Genomic DNA, 24,372 nt, shown 5'->3' with positions numbered 1-24,372 from the left:
GCGGTGCGACGATTCGACTTGCCCCCGATGGCGGTGGATCAGGTACAGAGGTTCAACCTGACACTCGGCTATCGGAGGCAAGCCTCCTCCCACTTTTTTTCGCTATACCCTGGAACGGCATTTCATGCGATCTTCCCGTCATTCGCCCTGGAGTCGCCTGGATGCCCTCATTTATCGCTGATCACCCGATGCTGTGCGCCGTGGCGCTGATCTTTATCGACATCGCCGTGTGGCGCCTGATCTCTGCCGACCTGGCCAATTGGAAGCTGGCTGCGCGACTGGCGATTTTTGCCGTGTTCAGTGCCGTGCTGTTCAACGACGGCATGAACCCCATGCAACTTGCGCCCTATGCCGACAGTACCGCCTTGCACTTGGCCGCCACGGCCCTGCAGATCGGCTGGTGGCTGTTTGCGGCGCGTACGCTGACGGTGTTGCTGGGCGCGGTGATGATGCAGCGGGTAGGCCACACCGGGCGGTTGTTGCAGGACTTGATGGGCGCGGTGATTTTCCTCATCGCGATCATCGCCGCCATGGCCTACGTGCTCGACCTGCCGGTCAAGGGCGTGCTGGCCACCTCCGGCGCGGTGGCGATCATCGTCGGCCTGGCGTTGCAAAGTACCCTCAGCGATGTGTTTTCCGGGATCGTGCTCAACACCACCAAGCCTTATCAGATCGATGACTGGATCTCCATCGACGGCACCGAAGGGCGGGTCACCGACATCGACTGGCGCGCCACGCGCCTGCAAACCTCCCAGGGCAGCCTGGCGGTGATCCCCAACTCCCTGGCGGCCAAGGCCAAGATCATCAACTTTTCGCGCCCGGCGGATATGTTCGGCCTGGCGGTCAGCCTGCAGGTCAGCCCCCATGCGCGCCCGCAAACCGTGATCGAGGCGCTGGAGCGTGCGATGCAGGGGTGCCGGCCACTGTTGGCCAAGCCGGCGCCGAGCGTGGCGTTCAAGACCTCTGCCAGTGGCGGCGTGGAGTATGAAATCAGCGGCTTCGTGCCAGCCATGGCCCTCAAGCGCGAGGTGCGCAACCAGCTCTATGACCTGGCGTTCCGGCACCTGCAGGCGGCGGGCGTGGCTGTGCTGTCCGCCACCGAAAGCAGCGCGCCGCCGGCCATGTCCGCCGCGCGGGCGTTGCTGGAGCGGTCGTCGATTTTCTCCACCCTGCGCCAGGAAGAGAAAGACACCTTCAGCCAGAACATGACCCTGCACACCTACCGCGCCGGCGAGATGATCCTGCCGGCGGGGGAGGTCAGCGATCATTTGTTTATCGTCGAGTCCGGTGTGGTTTCGGTGATGTTGACCAAGGGCGGCCATGTATTCGAAGCCGGGCGCATGGGGCCGGGAGAAGTGATTGGCGAGGCCGGGATCTTGTCTGACCAGGCCGCGCTGGCGGACTTTTCCGCCAAGACCTTCTGCACGCTGTACCGCATCGAGAATGAATACTTGAAACCGTGCCTGGACGCGCGTCACGACATCGGCGAGGCGATGAAGGCGCTGCTGGATTTCCGCCTGCACGCCGCCCAGGTCCTGACCCAGGAAGCGCCGGTGGTGCCGGTGAAAAAGGGCTTTTTGCAGTGGTTGCGCAAGCGCGGTCTGTGAGAGGCGAGGGCCTGGAAGTGCTGTACTCGAGGTCGAATGATCGCCAATGTGGGTTTCTTGACTGTCTCTGACCACGTGAGGGCTCGACCTTGATTCGACTCGCCGACTACATCGCCAACCTTGCTCAATCCCCCTTGGCCCCGTGGGCCGGCCTGGCGCCCTGGGCCCTGGTCGCCCAGGCGCCGGCCGTTGTTCGTCAGATGCTCGCCGAACTGCCGGCCGACGACTACCGCGTGCACGACGAAGTCGCCATCCACCGTACCGCCATCGTCGAACCCGGTGCCTTGCTCAAGCCGCCCCTGATCATCGGCGCCCATTGCTTTATCGCCAGCGGCTCGCTGCTGCGCGGTGGGTGCTGGGTGGATGAGCACTGCATCATCGGCCCCGGCGCCGAACTGAAAACCACCTTCATGTTCAGCGGCAGCAAACTGGCTCACTTCAACTTTGTCGGTGATTCAGTGCTGGGCCATGGGGTCAACCTCGAGGCGGGAAGTATCGTCGCCAACTACCGCAACGAGCGGGACGACAAGGAAGTACTGGTACGGGTTGACGGGGTGTTGCAGCGCAGCGGCTGCGACAAGTTCGGCGCGTTGCTGGGGGATCAATGCCGGATCGGCGCTAACGCGGTGCTGGCGCCTGGGGCGCTGTTGGTGCCAGGCAGTGTCGTGGGGCGTGGGCGGGTGTTTGATGCCGAGGCGTCGGTATAAACGCGAAGTTGAAAAGATCATGGTGTCCCGGCACGATATTAAATAGAATGAATCTCATTTGAGACTCAATCGCGCCGTGCAGGTTGTTGCCATGAATGATGCTGTTGTCCCCACGCACGCTCCTGAACTGACGCTATCGAGCTTGTACCGTGACCATCGCAGTTGGCTGGAAAGCTGGCTGCGGCGGCGCCTGGGCAATGCCTGGGATGCGGCCGACCTGAGCCAGGATACGTTCCTGCGGGTGCTTGCCAGTGCGCAGCCGATTGCGCAGATGCAGGAACCCCGGGCGTACCTGGTAACGGTGGGCAAGCGCCTGCTGGTGAATTTTCATCAGCGCCGCAGTTTGGAACAGGCGTATCTGAATGCCCTGGCCACCTTGCCCGACACCTGTGTGCCGTCGCCCGAACAGCGCTGGCTGGTGCTGGAAACCCTGCAAGCCCTGGATGAATTGCTCGACGGCTTGCCCGTGCTGGTGCGCCGTGCGTTTCTATGGAGCCAGCTGGAAGGCCTGGGTTACCGCGAGATTGCCGAGCGCCTTGACGTGTCCGAACGTACGGTGAAGCGCTACATGGCCCAGGCCTACGAGCATTGCCTGCTGGTGGAGCTGTGAGCCGCGACGTCGCGCGCGCCGCCGCCCAGTGGCTGGCGCTGCTCGAATCCGGCGCGGCCACCGAGCGCGATCACGCCGCCTTGCAGCACTGGCGCGACAGCCATCCCCAGCATGAACAGACCTGGCAAAGAGCCCAAACCCTGCGCCAGCGTTTCAGCGATTTGCCCCAGGCGCTCGCCATGGCCAGCCTCGACCGCCCGCAACCGGGGCGACGTGCCGTGCTCAAGCGCGCCCTGGGGGTGGCGGCGCTGGTGCCGGCGGCCTGGCTGATCAGCCGCCAGTTGCCCATCGACGCCTGGCGTGCCGATTTGCACACCGCTACCGGCGAACGCAAACGCCTGCCGTTGGCCGAGGGGGGCAGCCTGCAACTCAATACCGCTACAGCCGTAGACGTGGACCTGGCACAACGGCGCATCACCCTGGTCGACGGTGAGCTGGCGCTGAACGTTCCGGGTACGGCGGCGATGACGGTGCAAACCCGCTACGGCCAATTGCTCGTCAGCCAGGCCGAGGTGTGCGTGCGTCAACTGCCTTCCGGCTGCCTGGTGTCGGTGCTCAAGGGCACGGTGCAGGTGCGTGATTTGCGCGCAAACCTGGCGACATTGCAGGGGGGCCAGCAAGCGCCGTTGAAAGCCGCCGGGCTTGGCGCCTCGGTGCCCTTCGATGTGCTGCAATTAGGCTGGCGCGACGGCGTGTTGACCGCACAGAACCAGTTGCTGGGGGATTTTCTGCGCGAGCTGGAACGCTATCGTCCGGGCGTATTGCGCTGGGATCCCAGCCTGGAAACGCTGCGGGTGACCGGCAGTTTTCGCCTGGATGACACCGACCGCATCCTCAACCTGCTGGCCTCGACCCTGGGGCTGGAGGTGCAAGCTCGAATGCGTTATTGGGTGAGCCTGCGCAAGGCGGCGTAATGCGGTTTTGTGGCCAGCCTGCTTGTTGCGGTGAACAAGCTTATTGTGCTGAGTGGGCTTGCTGTGGTGAGCGGGCTTGCTGTGGTGAGCGGGCTTGCCCCGCGCAGGGCTGCGCAGCAGCCCCAAAACCAGGCGCTGCGGTTTACCTGACAGAACACAGTGATCCTGATTGGGGCTGCTGCGCAGCCCTGCGCGGGGCAAGCCCGCTCACCACAATAAGCTTGCGCAGGCTCACCCAATAACGCATTCGAGATTGCACCTCCACGTGCCCACGTGATCTGGGAACTACTCCTAGCCTGTGGTGAGCGGGATTGCCACAGGTTACGAGTAGTCCTCAGATCACGTGGGCACGCTGCAACTCGGTCAAGGCCCGCGCCTTGAGCCGGGCCAGCAACGGATCACGCCGATCCCTCGGGTGCGGCAGGTCGATCGTCAGCTCCTGGCGGATGCTGCTGGGCCGGTTGTCCATCACCAGCACCCGGTCACTCAGGTACAGCGCTTCGTCCACATCATGGGTCACCAGCAACAGGGCGATGGCGTGGTGCGCGGCCAGTTGCAGCAGCAAGTCCTGGAGCTTCATGCGGGTGAAGGCATCCACCGCACTGAACGGTTCGTCGAGCAGCAACACCTGCGGACGTGAATACAGGCCGCGTGCGATCGCCACCCGCTGTGCCATGCCGCCGGACAACGCCTTGGGCAGCGCCTGGGCGAAGCCCTTGAGGCCGACTTCCTCGATCAATTGTGTGACCCAGGCCCTGTCGTAGCGGTTGTCATCGCTGAAACCAATGTTCTGCTCCACCGTGAGCCAGGGCATCAGGCGCGGTTCCTGGAACACGAACGCCACGTCGCCGTCAGGGCTGCGCAGTTCGCCCTGGAAGTCCTTTTCCAACCCGGCGACGATCCGCAGCAGGGTACTTTTGCCACAGCCACTGGGGCCCAGCAGGCTGACCGCTTCGCGCGGCTGCAAGGCCAGGCGTACGTCTTTCAACACGGTGGTGCTGGCAAAGCTTTTACGCTCCACCCGAATGTCCAATAACGGCTGCGTACTCATTGTTCCGCTCCTTGGCCGGTGAAGGTGTCGCGCCAGGCCAGGCAGCGTTTCTCCAGCGCCGCGAGCAGGCCGTCGCTGACCTTGCCCAGTAGCGCCAATACGATGATGGCGGCCAGCACAATGTCGGGCCGTGAGGTTTCCCGCCCATCGCTGAGCAGGTAACCCAAACCCTTGGTCGCCGCGATCAGTTCGGCCGCCACGAGGAACATCCACGCCAGGCTCAAGCCACTGCGCAGCCCGGTGAACAGGCCGGGCAGGGCCGCGGGCAGCAGGATCCGGCGCACCAGGCGGCGGCGACTGAAACCGTACATTTGCCCGACTTCCACCAGCTTGCGATCAATATCGCGAATCGCCGCGACGCCATTGAGGTACACCGGGAAAAACGCGCCAATGGCGATCAGCACAATCTTCGAGGTTTCATCGATGCCCAGCCAAAGCAGCAGCAAGGGCACCCAGGCCAGGCTCGGGATCGAACGCAGGCCGGCGAAGGTCGGCTCCAGGTAGGCTTCGGCTTCACGGCTCAAACCGACCCAGGCGGCAAACACCAGGGCCAGGCTGGCGCCGATGGCAAAGCCCAGCAGCACGCGGGCGAGGCTGGCGCTGATGTGTTTCCACAAGGCGCCCTCGGCCAGGTCGGTGAGGGTCACGGCGATCTCGCTGGGGGCCGGCATCTGGTAGGACGGCAGCCAGCCCACCCGCACGACCACTTCCAGGATCAACAGGATCAGCACCGGCAGGACCAGGCCTTTGAACCGTCGTGGCCAGGCGCTGCGCTGGCTGACCGCGGGGACCGGAAGGGGCAATGCCTGGCTTTTGCTGGTCATCGCGCGCCCCTTATTGCTTCGACAGGGTTTGGCCGAACGAAGGGTCGATCAGTTGATCGATCACCTGGTCCACATTCACCCCGCGACGCACCAATTCCTCGGACACCAGGATCGGCGCCGCCGCCTTCGACGACTGCACATCCTTGGCGCTCAACAACGGCGTGCTCAGATCGGTGCGCGACAATTGCAGCTTGGCCACTTCCAGCGGCAGGCCGGATTCATCCGCCAGCAACCTGGCGAATTCATCGGGGTGCTTCACCGCCCAATCCCGGGCTTTTTCATACGCCCCGAGCACCTTGGTGATGGTCTGTGGGTGCGCCTTGGCGAACTGCTCGGTGACGCTCACCACGCCATAGCTGTTGAAATCCTTGTTGCGGTACAGCAGGCGCGAACCGGCCTGGATTTCACTCGCGGCCATGTGCGGGTCGAGGCCGGCCCAGGCGTCCACGTCACCTTTTTCCAGGGCGGTGCGGCCGTCCGGGTGTTGCAGGTGCACCAGTTCCACGTCGTCTTTTTTCAGCCCGGCCTGTTGCAGGCTGCGCAGGGTGAACAGGTACGGGTCGGTGCCTTTGGTCGCGGCGATTTTCTTGCCCTTCAGGTCGCTGACGCTGTTGAGCGGCGAGTCCTTGCGCACCACCAGGGCGGTCCACTCGGCGCGGCTGTAGACGTACACCGATTTGATCGGGCTGCCATTGGCGCGGCTCAACACGGCGGACAAGCTTGCGGACGAAGCGAAATCCACGCCGCCGCTGTTGAGGTATTCCAGGGAGCGGTTGCTGCCCTGGCTGAGTACCCAGCCGACCTTGCTGTGGGGCAGGGCCTGTTCCAGCCAGCCGAAGTGCTTGAGCACCAGGCTGACCGGCGAGTAGTAGGCGTAGTCGAGGTTGACTTCGGCGGGATCGGTTTCGGCGGCATAGGCATGTGCCTGCAGGCTCAGGATGAGGGCGCAGGCGCCGAGTAGACGCTGGGTGAAGGGTTTCATGGAACAGCTCCGGACAAGGCGTTGAGAGAAGGCTTTTCTTATATTCAGAAAGATGATTTTTAATGTCTCATCATGCTTTACAGGAATATGCAGTCTCTATGCCAAGGTTACCGCTACCCCGCGTAGAGATCGTCTTAACCGTAAATATCGCCTTATCCAAATCCGCAGCTGCTACGGGGGTAGCAAATTGTTGATCGGCTGTTGGTGGGGCAACAGTGCGCATATATTTTTATGGAATAAATAAAGAGTTATATATTCCTTTTAATGTTCTGCGTGATGGCGCACTTTGAGGGCCTGCGCATTCGTGCGGATTGACCCAACAGCCAAAAGGAAAGCCGACATGACCATTAAAGCGATCAACGTGCGCAACCAGTTCAAGGGTGTGATCAAGGAAATCCTGCTGGGGGAGGTGGTGTCCGAAATCGACGTGCAAACCGCGTCCGGCATCGTCACCTCGGTGATCACCACCCGCTCGGTGCGTGACCTGGAATTGAAGGTGGGCAGCGAAGTGATTGCCTTCGTGAAGTCCACCGAAGTGTCCATCGCCAAGCTGTGAAGCCCACCGGATGTGGGAGCGCTGCTCCCACATCCATAAAGCCTGCCTCAGCGTTGCTGCAGCGCACGCTCCATACGTTGCAGACCCTCTTCCAGCAAAGCCCGTGGGCAGCCGAAGTTCAGGCGCACGAACTGCTGGCTGTCGTCACCGAATTCGATCCCCGCACTCAGCCCGACCTTGGCCTGTTCGAGGAAGAACTGCTGTGGGTCGTCCAGGCCCAGGGCGCTGCAGTCCAGCCAGGCGAGGAAGGTGCCTTGCGGCGCATGCATCACCACGCCGGGCAAACGGGTTTGCACGGCGTCGAGAAGGTAATCGCGGTTGGCTTGCAGGTAGTGCTTCAGCGCGTCGAGCCATTCACCGCACTGGCTGTAGGCAGCGCGGGTGGCTTCCAGCCCCAGGGGGCTGACGCTGTCGACCATGCCGCAGCGGGCCTGGTTGAAGCGCTCGCGGATCTCGGCGTTCTGGATCACCGCAAAGCAGGTCTTCAGGCCGGCCACGTTGTAGGCCTTGCTCGCCGACATCAGCGTGATGGTGCGCTGGGCAATCTCAGGGCTAAGGCTGGCGGTGGGGATGTGGCGGCGGCCGTCGAAGCACAGTTCGGCGTGGATTTCGTCGCTGATGATCAGCGCGCCGTTTTCCAGGCAGGCAGTGGCCAGGGCCAGCAGTTCTTCGCGGGGGAAGACCTTGCCGATCGGGTTGTGCGGGTTGCTCAGCAGCAGTGCGCCGGCGCCGCTCAGGGCCTCGCGCAGGGCGGGCATGGGGGTGACGTATTCAGCGTTGTTCAATTCGAACGGTACTTCGATGCGCGGCAGGTTCCAGTGGCCGGGCGCCAGGCGAATCGGCCGGTAGTTGGGGGTTTGCAGCACCACCGGCTGGCCCGGTTGGACGAAGGCGTGCAGCGCCATATTGAAGCCAGGCTCGACGCCGGGCAGGAACAGCAGGTCGTCGGGCTGCACGCGCCAGGCGTACTTGGCCCACAGGTCGGCCACGATGGCCTCGCGTACATCCGGGCCGGCCACGCTGTAGCCGAGAATCTGCTGGTCGAGGCGCGCGTGCAGGGCCTGCAGCACGGCGGGCGGCGCGGCGATGTCCATGTCGGCGATCCACATCGGCAACACATCGGCCGGGTAGCGGTTCCACTTGGTGCTGCCGGTGCCGAGGCGGGGGTGGATCGTGTCGAAATCAAAGCTCATGAAGGGGCTCGTGTCAGGGAGGGCAGGCGGGAATGGCGATGATTCTAACGGGATAAAATCCAGATGCCAGCCCCGTCTTTACAGGCCCTGGCTGCCCCGAATCAAGTCATACGCCTTGCGCGCAATCGGGTTCGCCGTATTCGGCCGAATCCACAGGTAATACGTGACCTCCGGCAACCTCGGCAACCCATCCGTTTCGCCCAGCACGCGCATGTCCGGGCCGAGCATTTCCATGCTGCGCGGCGTCACCCCCAGGCCCGCGCGAGTGGCCGCTTTAATCCCGATCAGGTTCGACGCCAGGTACGCCTGGCGCCAGGGAATGTTCGCCCGTTCCAGCGCCTCCAGCGCGTAGCGCCGGTAGATGCTCGGCTCATCCACCAGGATCAGCGGCAGCGGCTCGCTCGGCTGGTGGATGTACTGCGCCGAACAGATCCACCACACCGGCGACGTACGCAGCGCAAAGCCTTCCAGGTTCGGGTCGGCGCGGGTGGAGATCACCATGTCCACCTTGCCCCGGTGCAGGTCGTCCATCAGGAACGGACTGCGGCCCACGTCGATCTCCAGGCGCAGGCGCGGCGCCGAGCGGGCGATATGGCTGAGGATCGGCGGCAGGATGGTGTCGGCAATATCGTGGGGCGAGCCGATGCGCAGCACACCGCTCAGGCTGCTCTCGCGCAGGGAATTCAAGGCATCGTCATTCAGCGCCAGCATCTGCCGCGCATGGCGCAGCAGTTGCAGGCCGGGCTCGGTCAGTTGTTTTTGCCGGCCGCGCTTCTCGAACAGGCTGACCCCCACTTGCTGCTCCAGGCGCTGCATATGCTGGGTCACGGACGACTGGGTGCGCGCCAGGTGCGTGCCGGCTTCGGCGAAACTGTGGTGGTCGACCACGGCGATAAAGGTGCGCAGGAGTTCAAGGTCGAGGGTCGACATGGCCATTTCCAGGGGCGGTTTTATATCAAGGACGTGAAGTTAAACATTACAGATATTTATGCTTTTCTGGAGATTATTTTTGCGTGGGTCAATAAATAAAGGGTTATGCCAAAAACGAAGGCGGGGCGGACACGGCAAGTTATAACGATATGAGATATTTGCATTTCCGTTGCCCGCGCACTCTCCCTAGCATGCCCCTCCATCAGGTCGGGGTACGCCGATCATTCGCCAGGGGGAAGTCCAATGATGTTGAAGAAATGGTTGCCGGTGGCCCTGGGGTCGATGATCGCCCTGGGCGGCAGTGTGGCGGCGCAGGCCGATGCGACCCTGGACAAGATCGAGCAGCGCCATGTGCTGGTGGTGGGCGTGTTGTTGTCCGGCGGGCCGTTTGGCAGCATCGATCCGGCCACGCAACAGCCCAAGGGCTTGAACGTCGACCTGGCCAATGAGCTGGGCCGTCAACTCAAGGCCGAAGTGCAACTGGTGCCGGTATTGCCGGCCAACCGCGTGCAGTTCCTGCAACAGGGCAAGGTCGACCTGCTCATCGCCAATATGGAATGGACCGCCGAACGCGGTGAAATCCTCGGCTTCGTGCCGACGCCGTTCTACCGCGTCGGCGGTGCGGCTGCGGTGCTCAAAGACAGCCAGATCACCCGCTGGGAAGACCTCAAGGACCAACCCGTGTGCACCTCCCAGGGCAGCAGCTACGTCAAGCCGCTGACCGGGTTCGGCGCGCAACTCAAGGCGTTCAAGAGCTCGTCCGAATCGCTGCTGGCCCTGCGGGGCAACAACTGCGTCGCGGCGGTACACGACTCTACCCTGATCAACCCGTTGATCAACGACAGTGCCGAATGGAAGGACTACCGCGTCCTTGGTCCGGAGCTCAACCCGGCACCGTCGGTGATCTGGACCCGTCGTGGCGAGAATGACACCCAGGCCAGGCTCGACCCGATCGTCAAGGAACTGCACCGCAGCGGCTGGCTGATCGACGCCCAGACCCGCAACCGCATCAGTCCGGCATCACCGGCCCTGGTGGAATTGCAGAAACAGTTCAAGGGCGCCTGAGCATGAACCTGAAAACCTTCACCGCACTCGGCCTGGCCCTGTGCGCGGGCCTCGCCCATGCCGACGCCACCCTCGACAAGATCCAGCAACGCCACGTCGTCAGCGTCGGCGTGATCCTCAGCGGTCCGCCGTTCGGCACCATTGATCCCAAGACCGGCGAACACCTGGGCTACAACGTCGAGCTGGCCAAAGGCATCGGCCAGGCGCTGGGTGTCGAGACCCAGACTGTCTCGGTGCTGGCGCCCAACCGCGTGCAGTTCCTGCAACAGGGCAAGGTCGACATTCTGATCGCCAATATGCAGTTCACCGAAGAGCGCGCCGAAATCCTCGACTACGTGCCTACGCCCTATGAAGAAGTCGGCGGCGCTGCGTTGATTCGCAAAGGCGCCGGCATCCAGCAGTGGGCCGACCTCAAGGGCCAGCCGGTGTGCGTGTCCCAGGGCAGTAACTTCATCAAGCCTTTGCAGGAGACCTACGGCGCACAGATCAAGGCGTTCCGCAGCCAATCCGAATCGCTGCTCTCGCTGCGTGGCAATGGTTGCGTGGCCGCCGTACATGTCAGCCCGACCATGCATGCGCTGCTCAGCGATGCCGAGTGGGCCGGTTATGAAATCCCGTTGCCTGGCGATTTGATCCCGTCGAAATCGGTGATCTGGATTCGCAAGGGCGAGCACGACACCCAGGCCAGACTCGATGCCATCGTGAAGAGCTGGCATAAAAGCGGCTTCCTGATCGCCCTCGGCGAGCGCACCGGCATGGCGCCGTCCCAGGCCTTGCGCGACCTGCATGAGCAGTTCAGCCATGAGTGATGCGCTGTTCGCCACCTTGCAACAACTGCTCGGCGCGGCCCATGTACAAACCAGTGATGAGGCGGCGCACCGCCTCACCGATAAACAGGGCCGTTATAGCGGGCGGGTGGTAGCGGCGGTGCACCCAGGGAATACCGAAGAAGTTGCCGCGGTGGTGCGCGCCTGTGTGGCGTTGAAAGCGCCCATCGTGGTGCAGGGCGGCAACACCGGCCTGATGGCCGGCGCGACGCCGGATGCCAGCGGGCGCTCGGTGTTGCTGTTGCTCGACCGCATGAACCGTGTGCGCAATGTCGATACCGACAATGACACCCTCACGGTAGAAGCCGGCTGCATCCTGCAAAACGTCCAGGACCTGGCCCGCGAGGCCGGCCGTCTGTTTCCGTTGAGCCTGGGCGCCGAAGGCAGTTGCACCCTCGGCGGCAACCTCGGCACCAATGCCGGCGGCACCGCAGTGCTGCGCTATGGCAACACCCGTGAGCTGACCCTGGGCCTGGAGGTCGTCACCGCCGAAGGCGAGATATGGGATGGCCTGCGCGGTTTGCGCAAGGACAATACCGGCTACGACCTGCGCGACCTGTACATCGGCAGCGAAGGCACCCTTGGCATTATTACTGCCGCCACCTTGAAGTTGTTCCCGCTGCCCAAGGCCCAGGCCACCGCACTGTTGGCCTTTGATGAGCTGGCCCAGGCGGTGGCGTTCCTGTCCCACGCCCGTGCCGGTTTTGGCGCCAATCTCACCGCTTTCGAATTACTCAGCGCCGATTGCCTGGCCTTGCTGCGCGACCAGTTCCCTGAAGGCCCCCAGCCGTTCAGCAGCGCGCGCCAACCCTGGTTTGCCTTGATCGAACTCTCGGATAACCATGGCGAAAGCCATGCCCGCGAGGCTTTTGAACACGTGCTTGGCGAAGCCTTCGAGCACGAATTGATCGCCGACGCCCTGATCGCCGAAAGCCTGGCGCAAAGCGACGCCTTGTGGCTGCTGCGCGAGAACATGAGTGAGGCGCAGAAACGTGCCGGGGGCAACATGAAGCACGACATCTCGGTGCCGATTTCTCAGGTGGTGGCCTTCGTTGCCCACACCGATGCAGTGCTCCAGGAACATTTCCCCGGCGTGCGCAACTTCACCTTTGGCCATCTGGGCGACGGCAACCTGCATTACAACGTGGCCCATCCGCTGGATTCGACGGTGGAGGCGCATATGGCCCATTACGCGCAATTGAGCGCGCTGGTGCATGACAGCGCCAACGCCCACGGCGGTTCGATCAGCGCCGAGCATGGCATCGGCCAGCGCAAGGTCGGCCTGCTCGGCCGCTATAAAAGCCCGGTGGAGCTGGACCTGATGCGCCGCATCAAGCAGGCGCTGGATCCGCACAACCTGCTCAACCCCGGCAAAGTCCTCGAGGTTCAGCCATGACCGTACGCCTGTCCCGGCGCGTGCAGCGAGTGTCGCTGTCCGCCAACGCCGCGGCCAAATCCCGCGCGACTGAATTGCGCGATGCCGGTCGCGACATCCTCGACCTCACCACCGGCGAGCCGGATTTCGACACGCCCGAGCACATCAAGCAGGCCGCCTGCGCAGCCATCGCTGCCGGTGCGACCAAATACACACCGACGCCGGGCGTTAAAGCCTTGCGCGTCGCGGTGCAGCGCAAGCTGGCCGAAGAAAACCAACTCGACTACCCGCTGGCGTCCATCGTGATTGCCAATGGCGCCAAGCAGATCATCTTCAATGCCTTCGCCGCTACCCTGGATGACGGTGATGAAGTGCTGGTGCCGACGCCGTACTGGCCGTCTTTCCCGGACAGCGTGCGTTTCAATGGCGGCGAACCGGTGTTTATCGAATGCGGCCTGGAGCAGGGCTGCAAGCTGCTGCCGGCGCAATTGGAGCAGCACATCGGCGCACGCACACGCTGGCTGATCCTCAATGGCCCCGGCAACCCCAGTGGCGCGGTGTACAGCGAAGCCGAGCTGCAGGCGCTGGCCGAGGTGCTGCGGCGTCATTCCCACGTATTGATCCTGCTGGACGAGCTGTATGAACACATCCGCTTCGATGGTCGCCCGGCGCAGAGCCTGTTGAATGTCGCGCCGGATTTGCAGGCGCGCTGCCTGCTGGTGGGCGGCGTGTCCAAGACCTACGCCATGACCGGCTGGCGCATCGGCTTTGGGGCGGGGCCGAAAACCCTCACCGACGCCATGGCGGTGGTGCAATCCCAATCCACTTCCGGCGCCTCATCGGTGGGGCAGGCGGCAGCGTTGGCGGCGTATACCGGCGGGTTGGACTTCCTCGCGGAGCAGGTCGCAGCCTATCAATTGCGCCGCGACATGCTGGTCGAGGCGCTGAAAAACATCGATGGACTGGACGTACTCGAGCCCCAAGGCGGCTTCTTCGTCTTCGTGCGTTGCGCCGGGCTGATGGGGCGTTCTCGTCCGGACGGCCAGCGTATCGACAATGACGCCGATGTGGTGGCCTGGTTGCTGGAGGAAGGCGTGGCCGGCGTGGCGGGCAGTGCCTATGGCCTGTCGCCGTGGTTCCGCCTGTCCATCGCCACCGCGACCGACAGCGTTGCCGAAGCCGGGCGGCGTATCGTGACAGCCTGCGGAAAATTGCAATGATGGAGCTTTTCGTCGATTGGGCCGCGCGTATCGGCCTGAACTACACCTTCCTGCTCGACGCCTATCAGCGCGGCAGCCTGGTCCAGGGCGCGCTGACCACCGGCCTGCTGTGCCTGTTCACCATCCTCGGCAGCCTGCTGGCGGGGATCACGCTGGCAGCGATGCTGACTTCAGGCAACCCCTGGCTGGCCAAGCCGGCGCGGGTGTTCGTGGAAGTCACGCGCAACACGCCGACGCTGGTGCAGCTGTATTGCGCGTTCCTGGTGTTGAACATGCTGTTGACCCAGGCGGTCGGCGCGGCCAACCCGCTCACGCCGTTTGCCTGGGTGGTGATCGTGATCTCCCTGCACAAGGGCGCGTTCCATGCCGAGGCCTTGCGCGCCGGCATCGAAGCGGTGCCCGCCGTCACGCTGGAGGCCGCCAGCTCCCTGGCCTTCAGTCGCCGCCAGTTGCTGTGGAATGTGCAGTTGCCCCTGGCGCTACGCTTCGCCTTGCCGTCGCTGATCAATAACCTGATCGACCTAGTGAAGATGACCGCCGTGGCCTCCGCGATTGCGGTGGGCGACATCACCTACGCGGCGATCATGATCTGGACCCAGAGTGACAACGTGCTGGAGCTGATGCTCCTGATCCTGAGCTTTTTCGGCCTGCTGAGTTTTATCGTCAATTGTGTGGGGCGCTGGCTTGAAGCGCGCCTGAGGATGCCCGGCTATGGCCATTGATTCATTTCCCGTGCTGTCGGCGTTGTGGCAATGGTCGCCGGCGCTGGTCGCAGGCTTTGGCCAGAACATTCTGATCAGCCTGCTGGCGATCGGCATTGGTTCGGTGCTGGGCCTGTTGATCGGTGCATTGGCATTGTCGCCCCTGGGCTTTGTGGCGCGGCTGTGGGTGCAGGTGTTTCGTAATGCGCCATGGCTGGTGCTGATCTACTTCACCACCTATGTGTTCCCGTTCGAGATCCGGATCGGCAGCGGCTACGTGTCGTTCCCCGACTGGGTCAAGGTCACTATCGGCCTGGCCTTGCCGGCCAGCGCCAATGTCGCGGAAATCTTCCGTGGCGCCATCGGTTCGATCCCCAGCACCCAATGGGAAGCCGCGCGGTCCCTGGCGTTCACCCGTGGCCAGCTGTTTCGCTCGATCATCCTGCCGCAGTGCTTCAAGCGCATGTTGCCGCCGTGGATGAACCTCTACGCGGTGGTCACCATGGGCACCGCGCTGGCCTCGCTGGTGGGCGTGCATGATGTGATCGACACCGCGCAGATCGCCAGCAACACCGTGAACATGACCGGCTTTACCGTGGTGATCTACCTGAGCCTGCTGGTGCTGTTCTTTGCGTACTGCTACCCGATTTCCCGCCTGACCCAACACCTGGAGCGCCGTTATGCCTTCTACTGAACCCCTGGTGAGCCTGCGGGATGTGCACTTGTCGTTCGGCGCCAACCCGGTGCTCAAGGGCATCGACCTCGACGTGCTGCGCGGCCAGGCCGTGTCGATCATCGGCCCGTCGGGCTCGGGCAAGTCCACGATCCTGCGCTGCATCACCGGGCTGTTGCAGCCCCAGCGCGGCAGCATTCGCGTGGACCAGACCCAGGTCGACAGCCTGGTCCAGGAAGCCCAGCGCATCGAGTTGCGCAAGCGCGTCGGCTTTGTGTTCCAGCAATACAACCTGTTCCCGCACTTGTCGGTGCTGGAAAACCTGGTGATCGCCCCGCGCAAGGTGCTCGGTCGCAGCCGTGCCGATGCGGAAAAAGACGCGCGGGCGCTGCTGGCCAAGGTGCGCATGGAGCACAAGGCCGATGCGTACCCGGGCCAGTTGTCCGGCGGCCAGCAGCAGCGCGTGGCGATTGCCCGCGCCCTGGCGATGCGCCCGGAGCTGATCCTGTTTGACGAAGTGACCTCGGCGCTCGACCCGGAAACCGTCGGCGAAGTGCTGACGGTGATCCGCGAGTTGACCGAAGAGGGCATGACCTGCGTACTGGTCACACACGAAATGCGCTTCGCCGAAGAGATCAGCGACGTCGTGTACTTCACCGAAAACGGCGTGATTGTCGAGCATGGCAGCGCCGCGCAGATCTTCCAGAACCCTGGCAACGAACGCACCCAGACGTTCCTGCGCCATGCCTTGGGCGATTCGGGGCGCCGTGGCCCCATCCACCATGACCCGTACCTGTTGACCCATTTGAGCCGTTACAGCCTGTCAGTCTGATAAGAGGAAAACCGTGATGAGCAACGCAAACCGTGCCGCCGTGATCGAGGCGTTTTTGCAGCAGATCCGCGTCATCAACCAGCGCGGCGTAGACCGTGCGGCCCTGGTGGAAATCGTCGGCCTGCTGGAGCAATTGGCCGAGCGCCGCGACCTGTTCAACTTCGAGGCATTCCCCGCACCTGTGCCAGGGCAGGGCAGCAGCGCATTCCGCTATCGCCTCAACGACGACGGCGATACGCCCACCCTGTACCTCAACTCGTTGTTGCCGGGCAAAAGCACGCTCCCGCACAACCACGAGACCTGGGCGATCATCAGCGCGGTGGAAGGCCAGGAGATCAACTACGTCTATGCACGCAATGACGAAGGCCGCGAACCGGGCTTCACCACCCTCAGCCTTGAGAAGGAAGTGATCGTGCAGCCAGGCACGTCGATCTCGTTCCTCGGTGAAGACCTGCATGGCATCAAGGTTGAAGGTGAGCAGGCAACGTTGCATTTCCACCTGTATGGCTTGCCGTTGGAATCCCTCAATGGCCGCTACGGCGTGGACGCGGACGGCCGCATCCTCAACTACAACGCCTCGCAGATGGCGCCGTCTATTCGCGCTTACTGATCGCGGGGTGTCAACCGGATCAAATGTGGGAGGGGGCTTGCCCCCGATGGCAGAGTGCCAGTCACCGGATGGATTAACTGACACGCCCTCATCGGGGGCAAGCCCCCCCACAGTTGGTGTTGCAGTCACTTTTCTCTTAATTGTTGGGACTTCCATGAGCCAGACCATCACCCCACTTCAACTGCAGCAATGGCTGTTCGATGGGCAGGAAATCGCCGTGTTCGACGTGCGTGAGCACGGGCAATACGGCGAAGCCCACCTGTTCCATGGGGTGAACCTGCCCTATAGCCGCCTGGAGCTGGAAGTACGCCGCCTGGCGCCCAACCCGCAGGTGCGGCTGGTGATCTATGACCAGGATGGCGGCGAGGTGGCGGCGCTGGTTGCCGCGCGTTTGCAGGCGCTGGGCTACCGCTGCGTGCATGTGCTGGAGGGCGGTGCCGAGGGTTGGCAGGCGGCGGGGTTGCAGCTGTTTGCCGGTGTGCACGTACCGTCCAAGGCCTTTGGTGAGTTAGTGGAAGAGGCCAGTCACACGCCCCATGTCACTGCGCGGCAGCTGGCGGATTGGCAGGCGCGCGGCGAGCCGCTGGTGGTGCTGGACGGACGACCGTTCGAGGAGTACCGCAAGATGACCATCCCCGGTTCCATCTGCTGCCCCAACGGTGAGCTGGGCTACCGTGTACAGGACCTGGTGCCGGATGAAAGCACGCCCATCGTAATCAACTGTGCAGGACGCACCCGCAGCATTATCGGCGCCCAGACCCTGATCAACCTGGGCCTGAAAAACCCTGTCTATGCCTTGGAAAACGGGACCCAGGGCTGGTACCTGGAAGATTTCCAGCTGGAACATGGCAGTACTCGGCGCTATGCCGATCAGGTCAGCACTGACCTGGCTCGGCAGCGCCTGGCTGCGCGGCAATTGGCAGAGCGGTCAGGGGTGGTGACGGTATCGGCGGATCAGGTTCGACAATGGGCCGAGGACGCGCAACGCAGCCTGTTCCTGTGTGATGTGCGCACCGCTGAAGAGTTTGCCCTTGGCTCGTTGCCAGGCGCGCAACATACACCGGGCGGGCAGTTGATCCAGTCCACCGACTTGTATATCGGCGTGCGCCAGGCACGCATCGTGCTGGTGGACAGCGATGGTGTGCGTGCGCCGATTGTCGCCAGTTGGCTGCGTCAACTCGGGCACGAAGCCTATGTGCTCAGCGGTGGTATCGACAGCGGCCTGGCGCTGCCGGTGTTGCCGACGGTGGCGTATCAGCCGTTGCCGCTGATCAGCGCCCAGGCCCTGGCGCTGGAATTGAGCGATGTGAACCTGATCGACCTGCGCCCGAGCATGGCCTACCGCAAGGGCCATATTGCCGGATCCCGCTGGTCGATTCGTGCGCGGCTCAAGACCGACCATCGTCCCTTGGTGCTGGTGGCAGATGACCCGGCATTGGCGGCCTTTGCTGCCGAAGGCCTGTCGGCCAGGTTGCTCGACGGTGGCTTCGCTGCCTGGGTCTCGGCCGGCCTGCCGGTCAACCAGGATCCGCAGACGCCGCCGGACGCCGAGTGCATCGACTTCCTGTTTTTCACCCACGACCGTCACAGCGGCAACAAGGACGCCGCGCGCCAGTACCTGGCCTGGGAAATCGGCCTGCTCGCACAAATGAGCGAAGCGGAAATCGCCAGCTTCAAGCCGCTGGTACCTGTGTCGCGGGTGCGCACGCGCTTGATCCATGCCGCGCGTACCGAAAAAGGCTACGGCGGCCGCGCCGTCAACGTACCCGTCACGCGCCTGAGCACCGTGCTGTTCGACAACCTGGCGCAGATGCGCGACGCCCGTGCCCGCCGCGACAGCGAACGGGTGCTCAGCTACGGCGCGCGTGGCAACCCGACCTCCCATGCGCTGGAAGACCTGGTCACCGAGCTGGAGGGCGGCTTTCGCACACGGCTCTACGGTACGGGCCTGGCGGCGGCGGCCCAGGTGTTCCTGGCCTACCTGCGCCCCGGCGATCATGTGCTGATCACCGACGCGGTGTATTCCCCGGTGCGCAAGCTGGCACGGGAATTCCTCCAGCCGTTCGGCATCGAGGTCGGCTACTTCGCACCCGATGGCAAGGGGCTGGAAGCGCAACTGCAAGCCAATACCCGGCTGGTCTACGCCGAAGTGCCGGGCTCACTGTTGTATGAGCTGTGCGATCTGCCGGCGATTGCCGCGTTGTGCAAGCCTCGCGACATCCTGCTCGCCGTCGACAACACCTGGGGTTCGGGCTACCTGTACCGGCCACTGGCGTTGGGCGCGGATATTTCGATCATGGCCCTGACCAAATACCTCGGCGGCCACAGCGACGTGATGATGGGCAGCGTGTGCACCACACCAGCGGCCTGGCCGGCGCTGGGCAGGATGAGCGACACCTTCGGCAACGCGGTGAGTGCCGACGACGCCTACCTGATCCTGCGCGGCGCCCGCACCCTGGCCTCGCGCCTGGATGTGCACGAACGCCAGGCCGTGGACATCGCCCTGTGGTTGCAGGCGCAACCCCAGGTCAAGCGCGTGTTCCACCCGGCCTTGCCCGGGCATCCGGGGCATGGGTTGTGGCGCCGGGACTTCACCGGCAGCAATGGCTTGGTGTCGTTTGAACTGGTGAATGCCGAGGCCGCCTACGTCGAGCGGTTTATCGACGGCTTGCAGCTGTTCGGCCTGGGCGCTTCGTGGGGCGGCTATGAAAGCCTGGTCACCGTGGCCGACACCGGCGACCGCGACAGTGCGGCCGACCGTGGGCTGAACCCGGTGGTGCGCCTGCATATCGGTCTGGAAGATGTGGCGGCGTTGATCGAGGATCTGCAACGCGGCTTTGCACGTGCCGTTCTGTGACCGACAGGTTCTGTAATAAAAACGCCATTGCGCTGGGGATTAAATTCGGGACGGGCTATTTTGGTGCATCTCAATAACTAGAGTAGCCATGGATGAAATACCAACCCTTCAGCCGCACACTGATTGCCACCGCCCTGGTGTTGACGGTCAGCGGCGTGCAAGCCGCGTCCCAGGCCCCGGTGGCCGGTGAAAATGGCATGGTGGTGACCGCCCAGCATTTGGCCACGCATGTCGGCGTGGATGTACTCAAGGCCGGCGGTAACGCGGTGGATGCCGCCGTGGCGGTCGGCTACGCGCTGGCGGTGGTGTACCCGGCGGCGGGTAACCTGGGCGGCGGCGGGTTCATGACCGTGCAACTGGCGGATGGGCGCAAGACCTTCCTCGACTTCCGCGAAAAGGCCCCGTTGGCGGCCACCGCCGATATGTACCTGGACAAGGCCGGCAATGTGGTCGAAGGCCTGAGTGCCAAGGGGCACCTGGCGGTCGGCGTGCCCGGCACCGTGTCCGGCATGGAGCTGGCCCTGAGCAAGTACGGCACCCTCAAGCGCGCCCAGGTGATTGCCCCGGCGATCAAGCTGGCGGAAAACGGCTTTGCCCTGGAGCAGGGCGATATCGACCTGCTGCACACCGCCACCGGTGAGTTCGAAAAAGACAAGGATATGCGCGGGATCTTCCTGCACAACGGCCAGCCGCTGCAGGTCGGCCAGAAGCTGGTGCAGAAAGACCTGGCCAGGACCCTCAAGGAAATCTCCGCCAAGGGCAGCGACGGTTTCTATAAGGGTTGGGTCGCCAAGGCCCTGGTGGATTCCAGCCAGGCCGGCAAGGGCATCATCACCCAGTCCGACTTGGACAAGTACAAGACCCGCGAACTGGCGCCCATCGAGTGCGACTACCGCGGCTACCACGTGGTCTCGGCACCGCCGCCAAGCTCGGGCGGCGTGGTGATCTGCCAGATCATGAACATCCTCGAAGGCTACCCGATGGCCGACCTGGGCTATCACTCGGCCCAGGGCCTGCACTACCAGATCGAAGCCATGCGTCACGCCTACGTGGACCGTAACAGCTACCTGGGCGATCCGGATTTCGTGAAGAACCCGATCGAGCATCTGCTGGACAAAAACTACGCGGCCAAGCTGCGTGACGCCATCGAGCCGCAGAAGGCCGGGGATTCCCAGGCGATCAAGCCGGGTGTGTCTCCGCACGAAGGCAATAACACCACGCACTACTCGATCGTGGACAAGTGGGGCAACGCGGTCTCTGTCACTTACACCCTCAACGACTGGTTCGGTGCGGGCGTGATGGCGAGCAAGACCGGGGTGATCCTCAACGATGAAATGGATGACTTCACCGTCAAGGTCGGGGTGCCGAACATGTACGGCCTGGTCCAGGGTGAAGCCAACGCCATCGCACCGGGCAAGGCGCCGCTGTCGTCGATGAGCCCGACCATCGTGACCAAGGACGGCAAGGCCGTGATGGTCGTAGGTACGCCGGGCGGCAGCCGCATCATTACCGCGACCCTGCTGACCATCCTGAATGTCATCGACTACAAGATGAATATCCAGGAAGCCGTGGACGCGCCGCGTTTCCACCAGCAATGGATGCCGGAAACCACCAACCTGGAGACCTTCGCGGTCAGCCCGGACACCCAGAAGATTCTGGAAAGCTGGGGCCACAAGTTTGCCGGGCCGCAGGACGCCAACCACTTGGCGGCGATCCTGGTGGGGGCACCGTCCCTGGATGGCAAGCCGGTGGGCAACAACCGCTTCTATGGGGCGAATGACCCGCGTCGTAATACCGGCCTGTCGCTGGGCTACTAACCCCCCCTAAAACCAAACACCGCGTCCTGTCTGGCAGGCTGCGGTGTTTTTATTGGGGCGGCTTCGCCACCCAGCGCGGGGCAAGCCCGCTCACTACAACAGCTGTTCTACCGCAGCAAACGCGGCGGTGCGGCGCTCCTCCCAACTCCCCCTGATGATCACCACCGCCTGTCGATGCGCCTGCATCCACGCCAGGCTGTCCTGGAAAAACGCCTGGCGGTCGGCCAGTTCGGGTTGGCAGCGCTGCCCGTCGGCGGTCCATTCCACATCATCCGGCGACAGCAGCAGGTGCAGGTCGTAATGCCGCGCCAGCAGTTCGTCGTCGAGCCATGCCGGGTAGTCTCCGAACAGGGTCTGGCTCCAGAGTTTGTTGGTCAGCAGGTGCGTGTCGAGGACCAGCAGGCGCGGCTGCCGGGCGCGGGCGGCATCTTCCCAGGACAGTTGGCCGTGGGCGATGGCCGGGATATCCGCCAGGCTGGTGTCGCGCTGGTGGCGGTCCATGAAATCGCGCACGTATTCACGCACCATCAGCCCACCGAAATGCGCGTGCAACTCGGCAGCCAGCCAGCTTTTACCGCTGGATTCGGGTCCGGCCAGTACCACCACCTTCATGGTTGCAACGCCGGGTCGGCGCGCCATTCACGCCAGCCTTGCACGGCGATCACGGTGAACAGGGCGTAGAGCGCAGCGGTGAGGTACAAGCCCTTGTAGAGGAACAGCCCGACAAAAATCACGTCCACGGTGATCCACAGCGGCCAGCATTGCACGCGTTTCTGCGCCATCCACATTTGCGCCACCAGGCTGAAACCGGTGAGGGCGGCATCCAGCCAGGGTTGCGCGGCGTCGGTCCAGTGCGCCATCGCAGCGCCCAGCAGCAGGCTGCCGACCGCACCGATGGTCATGCTGGTCATGATTGCCGGCCAACCCAGGCGGGTGACCTGGCGCCCTTGCCTGACCTCGCCGGCGCGGGTCCACTGCCACCAGCCGTAGACTTGCAGGGCGGCGTAGACCACTTGCAGCAGCATGTCGGAATAGAGCTTCACGTCATAGAACACCCAGGTGTACAGCAACACCATCACCAGGCCGATGGGCCAGCACCAGGGGTTTTGCTTGACCGTCAGCCAGACAGCGATCACCCCCAGGGCGGCGGCGAACAGTTCAAGCCCGGACATGGCGGTTCCTTGGGAGAGTGGGAGAGGGCGGGGATTGTAACCAGAGGCCAGCAATCTTCAAAACACAGTAAGGCAAATGTGGGAGGGGGCTTGCCCCCGATAGCGGAGGGTCAGCTGCACATATGCAGACTGATGTATCGCCATCGGGGTGTAGCCCCCTCCCACATTTGGAGCAGTGTTAGACCTTGAACTGGCGCAAGAGGCCGTCGAGCTGCTCGCTCAGCCCGCGTAAATGCACGCTGGCCACGTTGGACTGCTCGGCCGCCATTGCGGTGCTGTGGGACAGGCTCGCAGCCTGGGTGACGTTCTGGTTGATGTCTTCCACCACATGGGCCTGTTGCAGGGTGGCGCTGGCAATCGAGGCATTCAAACCGTTGAGGTTGTGCAGCGCCTGGCCGATGGCGGTAAGGCTGGCACCGGCCTGGCCGGCTTGTTCGATGGTCAGTTGCGAGGCGCTGTGGCTGTCGCTGATCACCTTGACCGCAGCTTCCGAGTGACCTTGCAGGCGCTCGATCATCGCCTGGATCTCGGCGGTGGATTTTTGCGTGCGCTGGGCCAGCAGGCGGACTTCATCGGCCACCACGGCAAAACCACGGCCTTGTTCCCCGGCGCGCGCCGCTTCGATGGCGGCGTTGAGGGCCAGCAGGTTGGTCTGGTCGGCGATGGAGCGGATCACTTCCAACACGCCACCGATCTGCGTGCTTTCGCTGGACAAGGTGCGGATCACTTCCACGGCCTGGCTGATGGTGGTGGAGAGCTGGTCGATCTGCTGCAGGCTGCTGTCGATATTGACCTGGCCTTGCTGCGCCTGGGCCTGGGCATCGCGCATTTCGCTGGCGGCGTGTTCGGCGTTCTTGGCCACGTCCTGCACGCCGTAGGTGACTTCATTGATGGCGGTGGCCACCAGTTCCATCTGCTGGGACTGCTGCTGGCTGCGGTCGTGGGCCTGGGTCGCGTTGTTGCCCAGTTCCGTGGAGGACTGGCCCAGGGCGTTGGCGCACACCTGCAACTGGCTGACGACCTGGCGCAGCTTGGCCGTGAAGGTGTTGAAGTGCTGGGACAGCTGGGTGACTTCGTCGCGGCCGTGGGTGTCGAGGCTGCGGGTCAGGTCGCTTTCGCCGCTGGCGATGTTGCCCATGGCGTTCACCGCATCCTGCAGGGGGCGCACGATGCTGCGGGCAATCAGCGATACGAGCAGGGCCATCACCAGTGCGATGCCGAGGACGATAAGCGAGGCCTTCCACACTTGGCTGTTGAACTCGGCCTGCACATCGTCCACGTACACGCCGGAGCCGATGATCCAGCCCCACGGCTCGAACAACTGGATATACGAGGTTTTCGCCACCGGCGCCTCCGCGCCCGGCTTCGGCCAGCGGTAGTTGATGATGCCGGCACCCTTGGCCTTGGCCAGGATCACGAACTCGTTGAACACGGCAAACCCGTCGGGATCGCGGATGGCCGAGAGGTTCTGGCCGTCCAGCTTGGGGTTGGCCGGGTGCATGATCATCACGGGGGTGAGGTCATTGATCCAGAAATAGTCGTCGTGGTCATAGCGCAAGCCGCGCACCGCGCTCAGGGCTTGTTTTTGCGCGGCTTCGCGGGTCATCACGCCGGTGGTTTCGAGGCTGTGATAAAACGTCAGGATCCCGCTGGCGGTCTGGACCACGTGCTGGGTCTGCTGGCGCTTGGCCTGGTACAGGTCGTCGTGGATCTGCTTGAGCATCAGCAAACCCAGGGCCATCAGCATCAGCACGGCGACGATCAGGATCATCCAGAGGCGTCGGCTGATCGACATATTGCGCAAACTGTTCATCGTCCTGTCACTCCGGGCTTTTTATAATTGTGGGCG

At 63.5% G+C, this 24,372-nt stretch carries 23 protein-coding genes; 15 read left to right on the top strand and 8 right to left on the bottom strand.

Going from position 1 to position 24,372, the window contains the following annotated elements:
* Window positions 1–161: 161 nt before the first annotated feature.
* The 4 genes from B9N88_RS31175 to B9N88_RS31160 all read left to right on the top strand — a co-directional run bounded on the left by B9N88_RS31175 (window position 162) and on the right by B9N88_RS31160 (window position 3,838).
* A complete protein-coding gene (locus tag B9N88_RS31175) occupies window positions 162–1,607 on the top strand; it encodes a mechanosensitive ion channel family protein (protein ID WP_027607932.1) in 1,446 nt (481 codons plus the stop codon).
* 89 nt (window positions 1,608–1,696) lie between these two features.
* The gene (locus B9N88_RS31170; protein WP_027607931.1) at window positions 1,697–2,314 is read left to right on the top strand and encodes an LbetaH domain-containing protein; all 618 of its coding nucleotides are present in this window, start codon (window positions 1,697–1,699) and stop codon (window positions 2,312–2,314) included.
* A 91-nt stretch (window positions 2,315–2,405) separates the two neighbouring features.
* Window positions 2,406–2,924: a sigma-70 family RNA polymerase sigma factor gene (locus B9N88_RS31165; protein WP_027607930.1), complete on the top strand. Its 519-nt coding sequence runs from the start codon at window positions 2,406–2,408 to the stop codon at window positions 2,922–2,924.
* Window positions 2,921–3,838: a DUF4880 domain-containing protein gene (locus tag B9N88_RS31160; RefSeq protein ID WP_027607929.1), complete on the top strand. Its 918-nt coding sequence runs from the start codon at window positions 2,921–2,923 to the stop codon at window positions 3,836–3,838. Before B9N88_RS31165 ends, B9N88_RS31160 begins: the two co-directional genes overlap by 4 nt.
* 334 nt (window positions 3,839–4,172) lie before the next feature.
* Here B9N88_RS31160 and B9N88_RS31155 read toward each other — a convergent pair whose 3' ends face one another.
* The 3 genes from B9N88_RS31155 to B9N88_RS31145 are packed head-to-tail and all read right to left on the bottom strand — an operon-like array spanning window position 4,173 to window position 6,695.
* Window positions 4,173–4,889 (bottom strand): ABC transporter ATP-binding protein, encoded by a 717-nt coding sequence (locus tag B9N88_RS31155; protein ID WP_027607928.1) that lies wholly within the window; start codon window positions 4,887–4,889, stop codon window positions 4,173–4,175.
* Window positions 4,886–5,713: an ABC transporter permease gene (locus B9N88_RS31150; protein ID WP_027607927.1), complete on the bottom strand. Its 828-nt coding sequence runs from the start codon at window positions 5,711–5,713 to the stop codon at window positions 4,886–4,888. The genes B9N88_RS31155 and B9N88_RS31150 overlap by 4 nt, the downstream gene beginning before the upstream one ends.
* 10 nt (window positions 5,714–5,723) lie before the next feature.
* Entirely contained in the window at window positions 5,724–6,695 is a 972-nt protein-coding gene (locus B9N88_RS31145) for an aliphatic sulfonate ABC transporter substrate-binding protein (RefSeq protein ID WP_027607926.1), read from the bottom strand.
* 340 nt (window positions 6,696–7,035) lie between these two features.
* On the opposite strand from B9N88_RS31145, the gene B9N88_RS31140 reads away from it, so the two are divergent.
* On the top strand, window positions 7,036–7,251 hold the full coding sequence (locus tag B9N88_RS31140) for a TOBE domain-containing protein (protein WP_003173733.1): 216 nt from the start codon (window positions 7,036–7,038) through the stop codon (window positions 7,249–7,251).
* Between the two features lie 47 nt (window positions 7,252–7,298).
* Here B9N88_RS31140 and B9N88_RS31135 read toward each other — a convergent pair whose 3' ends face one another.
* Window positions 7,299–8,444: a MalY/PatB family protein gene (locus B9N88_RS31135; RefSeq protein WP_027607925.1), complete on the bottom strand. Its 1,146-nt coding sequence runs from the start codon at window positions 8,442–8,444 to the stop codon at window positions 7,299–7,301.
* Window positions 8,445–8,522: 78 nt separating this feature from the next.
* A complete protein-coding gene (locus B9N88_RS31130; protein WP_370671275.1) occupies window positions 8,523–9,374 on the bottom strand; it encodes a LysR substrate-binding domain-containing protein in 852 nt (283 codons plus the stop codon).
* Between the two features lie 243 nt (window positions 9,375–9,617).
* Here B9N88_RS31130 and B9N88_RS31125 point away from each other — a divergent pair, with 243 nt between their 5' ends.
* The 10 genes from B9N88_RS31125 to ggt all read left to right on the top strand — a co-directional run bounded on the left by B9N88_RS31125 (window position 9,618) and on the right by ggt (window position 21,351).
* The gene (locus B9N88_RS31125; RefSeq protein WP_027607923.1) at window positions 9,618–10,439 is read left to right on the top strand and encodes a transporter substrate-binding domain-containing protein; all 822 of its coding nucleotides are present in this window, start codon (window positions 9,618–9,620) and stop codon (window positions 10,437–10,439) included.
* 2 nt (window positions 10,440–10,441) lie between these two features.
* Window positions 10,442–11,248: a transporter substrate-binding domain-containing protein gene (locus B9N88_RS31120; protein ID WP_027607922.1), complete on the top strand. Its 807-nt coding sequence runs from the start codon at window positions 10,442–10,444 to the stop codon at window positions 11,246–11,248.
* Window positions 11,241–12,662 carry an FAD-binding oxidoreductase gene (locus B9N88_RS31115; protein ID WP_027607921.1) on the top strand — a complete coding sequence of 474 codons (1,422 nt, stop codon included), beginning with the start codon at window positions 11,241–11,243 and terminating at the stop codon, window positions 12,660–12,662. Before B9N88_RS31120 ends, B9N88_RS31115 begins: the two co-directional genes overlap by 8 nt.
* The gene (locus tag B9N88_RS31110) at window positions 12,659–13,861 is read left to right on the top strand and encodes an aminotransferase class I/II-fold pyridoxal phosphate-dependent enzyme (RefSeq protein ID WP_027607920.1); all 1,203 of its coding nucleotides are present in this window, start codon (window positions 12,659–12,661) and stop codon (window positions 13,859–13,861) included. The genes B9N88_RS31115 and B9N88_RS31110 overlap by 4 nt, the downstream gene beginning before the upstream one ends.
* Window positions 13,858–14,583, top strand: a complete 726-nt coding sequence (locus tag B9N88_RS31105; RefSeq protein ID WP_027607919.1) for an amino acid ABC transporter permease — start codon at window positions 13,858–13,860, stop codon at window positions 14,581–14,583. The genes B9N88_RS31110 and B9N88_RS31105 overlap by 4 nt, the downstream gene beginning before the upstream one ends.
* Window positions 14,573–15,256 (top strand): amino acid ABC transporter permease, encoded by a 684-nt coding sequence (locus tag B9N88_RS31100; protein ID WP_027607918.1) that lies wholly within the window; start codon window positions 14,573–14,575, stop codon window positions 15,254–15,256. Before B9N88_RS31105 ends, B9N88_RS31100 begins: the two co-directional genes overlap by 11 nt.
* Window positions 15,243–16,067 (top strand): amino acid ABC transporter ATP-binding protein, encoded by an 825-nt coding sequence (locus B9N88_RS31095; protein WP_027607917.1) that lies wholly within the window; start codon window positions 15,243–15,245, stop codon window positions 16,065–16,067. The genes B9N88_RS31100 and B9N88_RS31095 overlap by 14 nt, the downstream gene beginning before the upstream one ends.
* 16 nt (window positions 16,068–16,083) lie before the next feature.
* Window positions 16,084–16,677: a cysteine dioxygenase family protein gene (locus B9N88_RS31090; protein ID WP_027607916.1), complete on the top strand. Its 594-nt coding sequence runs from the start codon at window positions 16,084–16,086 to the stop codon at window positions 16,675–16,677.
* A 154-nt stretch (window positions 16,678–16,831) separates the two neighbouring features.
* Entirely contained in the window at window positions 16,832–19,534 is a 2,703-nt protein-coding gene (metC, locus tag B9N88_RS31085) for a cystathionine beta-lyase (RefSeq protein WP_027607915.1), read from the top strand.
* 92 nt (window positions 19,535–19,626) lie between these two features.
* Entirely contained in the window at window positions 19,627–21,351 is a 1,725-nt protein-coding gene (gene ggt, locus B9N88_RS31080; RefSeq protein WP_027607914.1) for a gamma-glutamyltransferase, read from the top strand.
* A gap of 93 nt (window positions 21,352–21,444) precedes the next feature.
* Here the strand turns inward: ggt and B9N88_RS31075 are convergent, their stop codons facing one another.
* The 3 genes from B9N88_RS31075 to B9N88_RS31065 form a co-directional block, all read right to left on the bottom strand.
* Entirely contained in the window at window positions 21,445–21,963 is a 519-nt protein-coding gene (locus B9N88_RS31075; protein ID WP_027607913.1) for an AAA family ATPase, read from the bottom strand.
* Window positions 21,960–22,523, bottom strand: coding sequence for a nicotinamide riboside transporter PnuC (pnuC, locus tag B9N88_RS31070; protein WP_027607912.1), 564 nt, complete (start codon window positions 22,521–22,523; stop codon window positions 21,960–21,962). The genes B9N88_RS31075 and pnuC overlap by 4 nt, the downstream gene beginning before the upstream one ends.
* A gap of 178 nt (window positions 22,524–22,701) precedes the next feature.
* Entirely contained in the window at window positions 22,702–24,336 is a 1,635-nt protein-coding gene (locus tag B9N88_RS31065; RefSeq protein ID WP_027607911.1) for a methyl-accepting chemotaxis protein, read from the bottom strand.
* Window positions 24,337–24,372: the final 36 nt, after the last annotated feature.

Origin of the sequence: Pseudomonas sp. LAMO17WK12:I1 (assembly GCF_900177315.1) — a bacterium.
In the GTDB taxonomy this organism is placed as follows: domain Bacteria; phylum Pseudomonadota; class Gammaproteobacteria; order Pseudomonadales; family Pseudomonadaceae; genus Aquipseudomonas; species Aquipseudomonas marginalis.
This window is presented reverse-complemented; position numbering and strand designations above follow the sequence as displayed.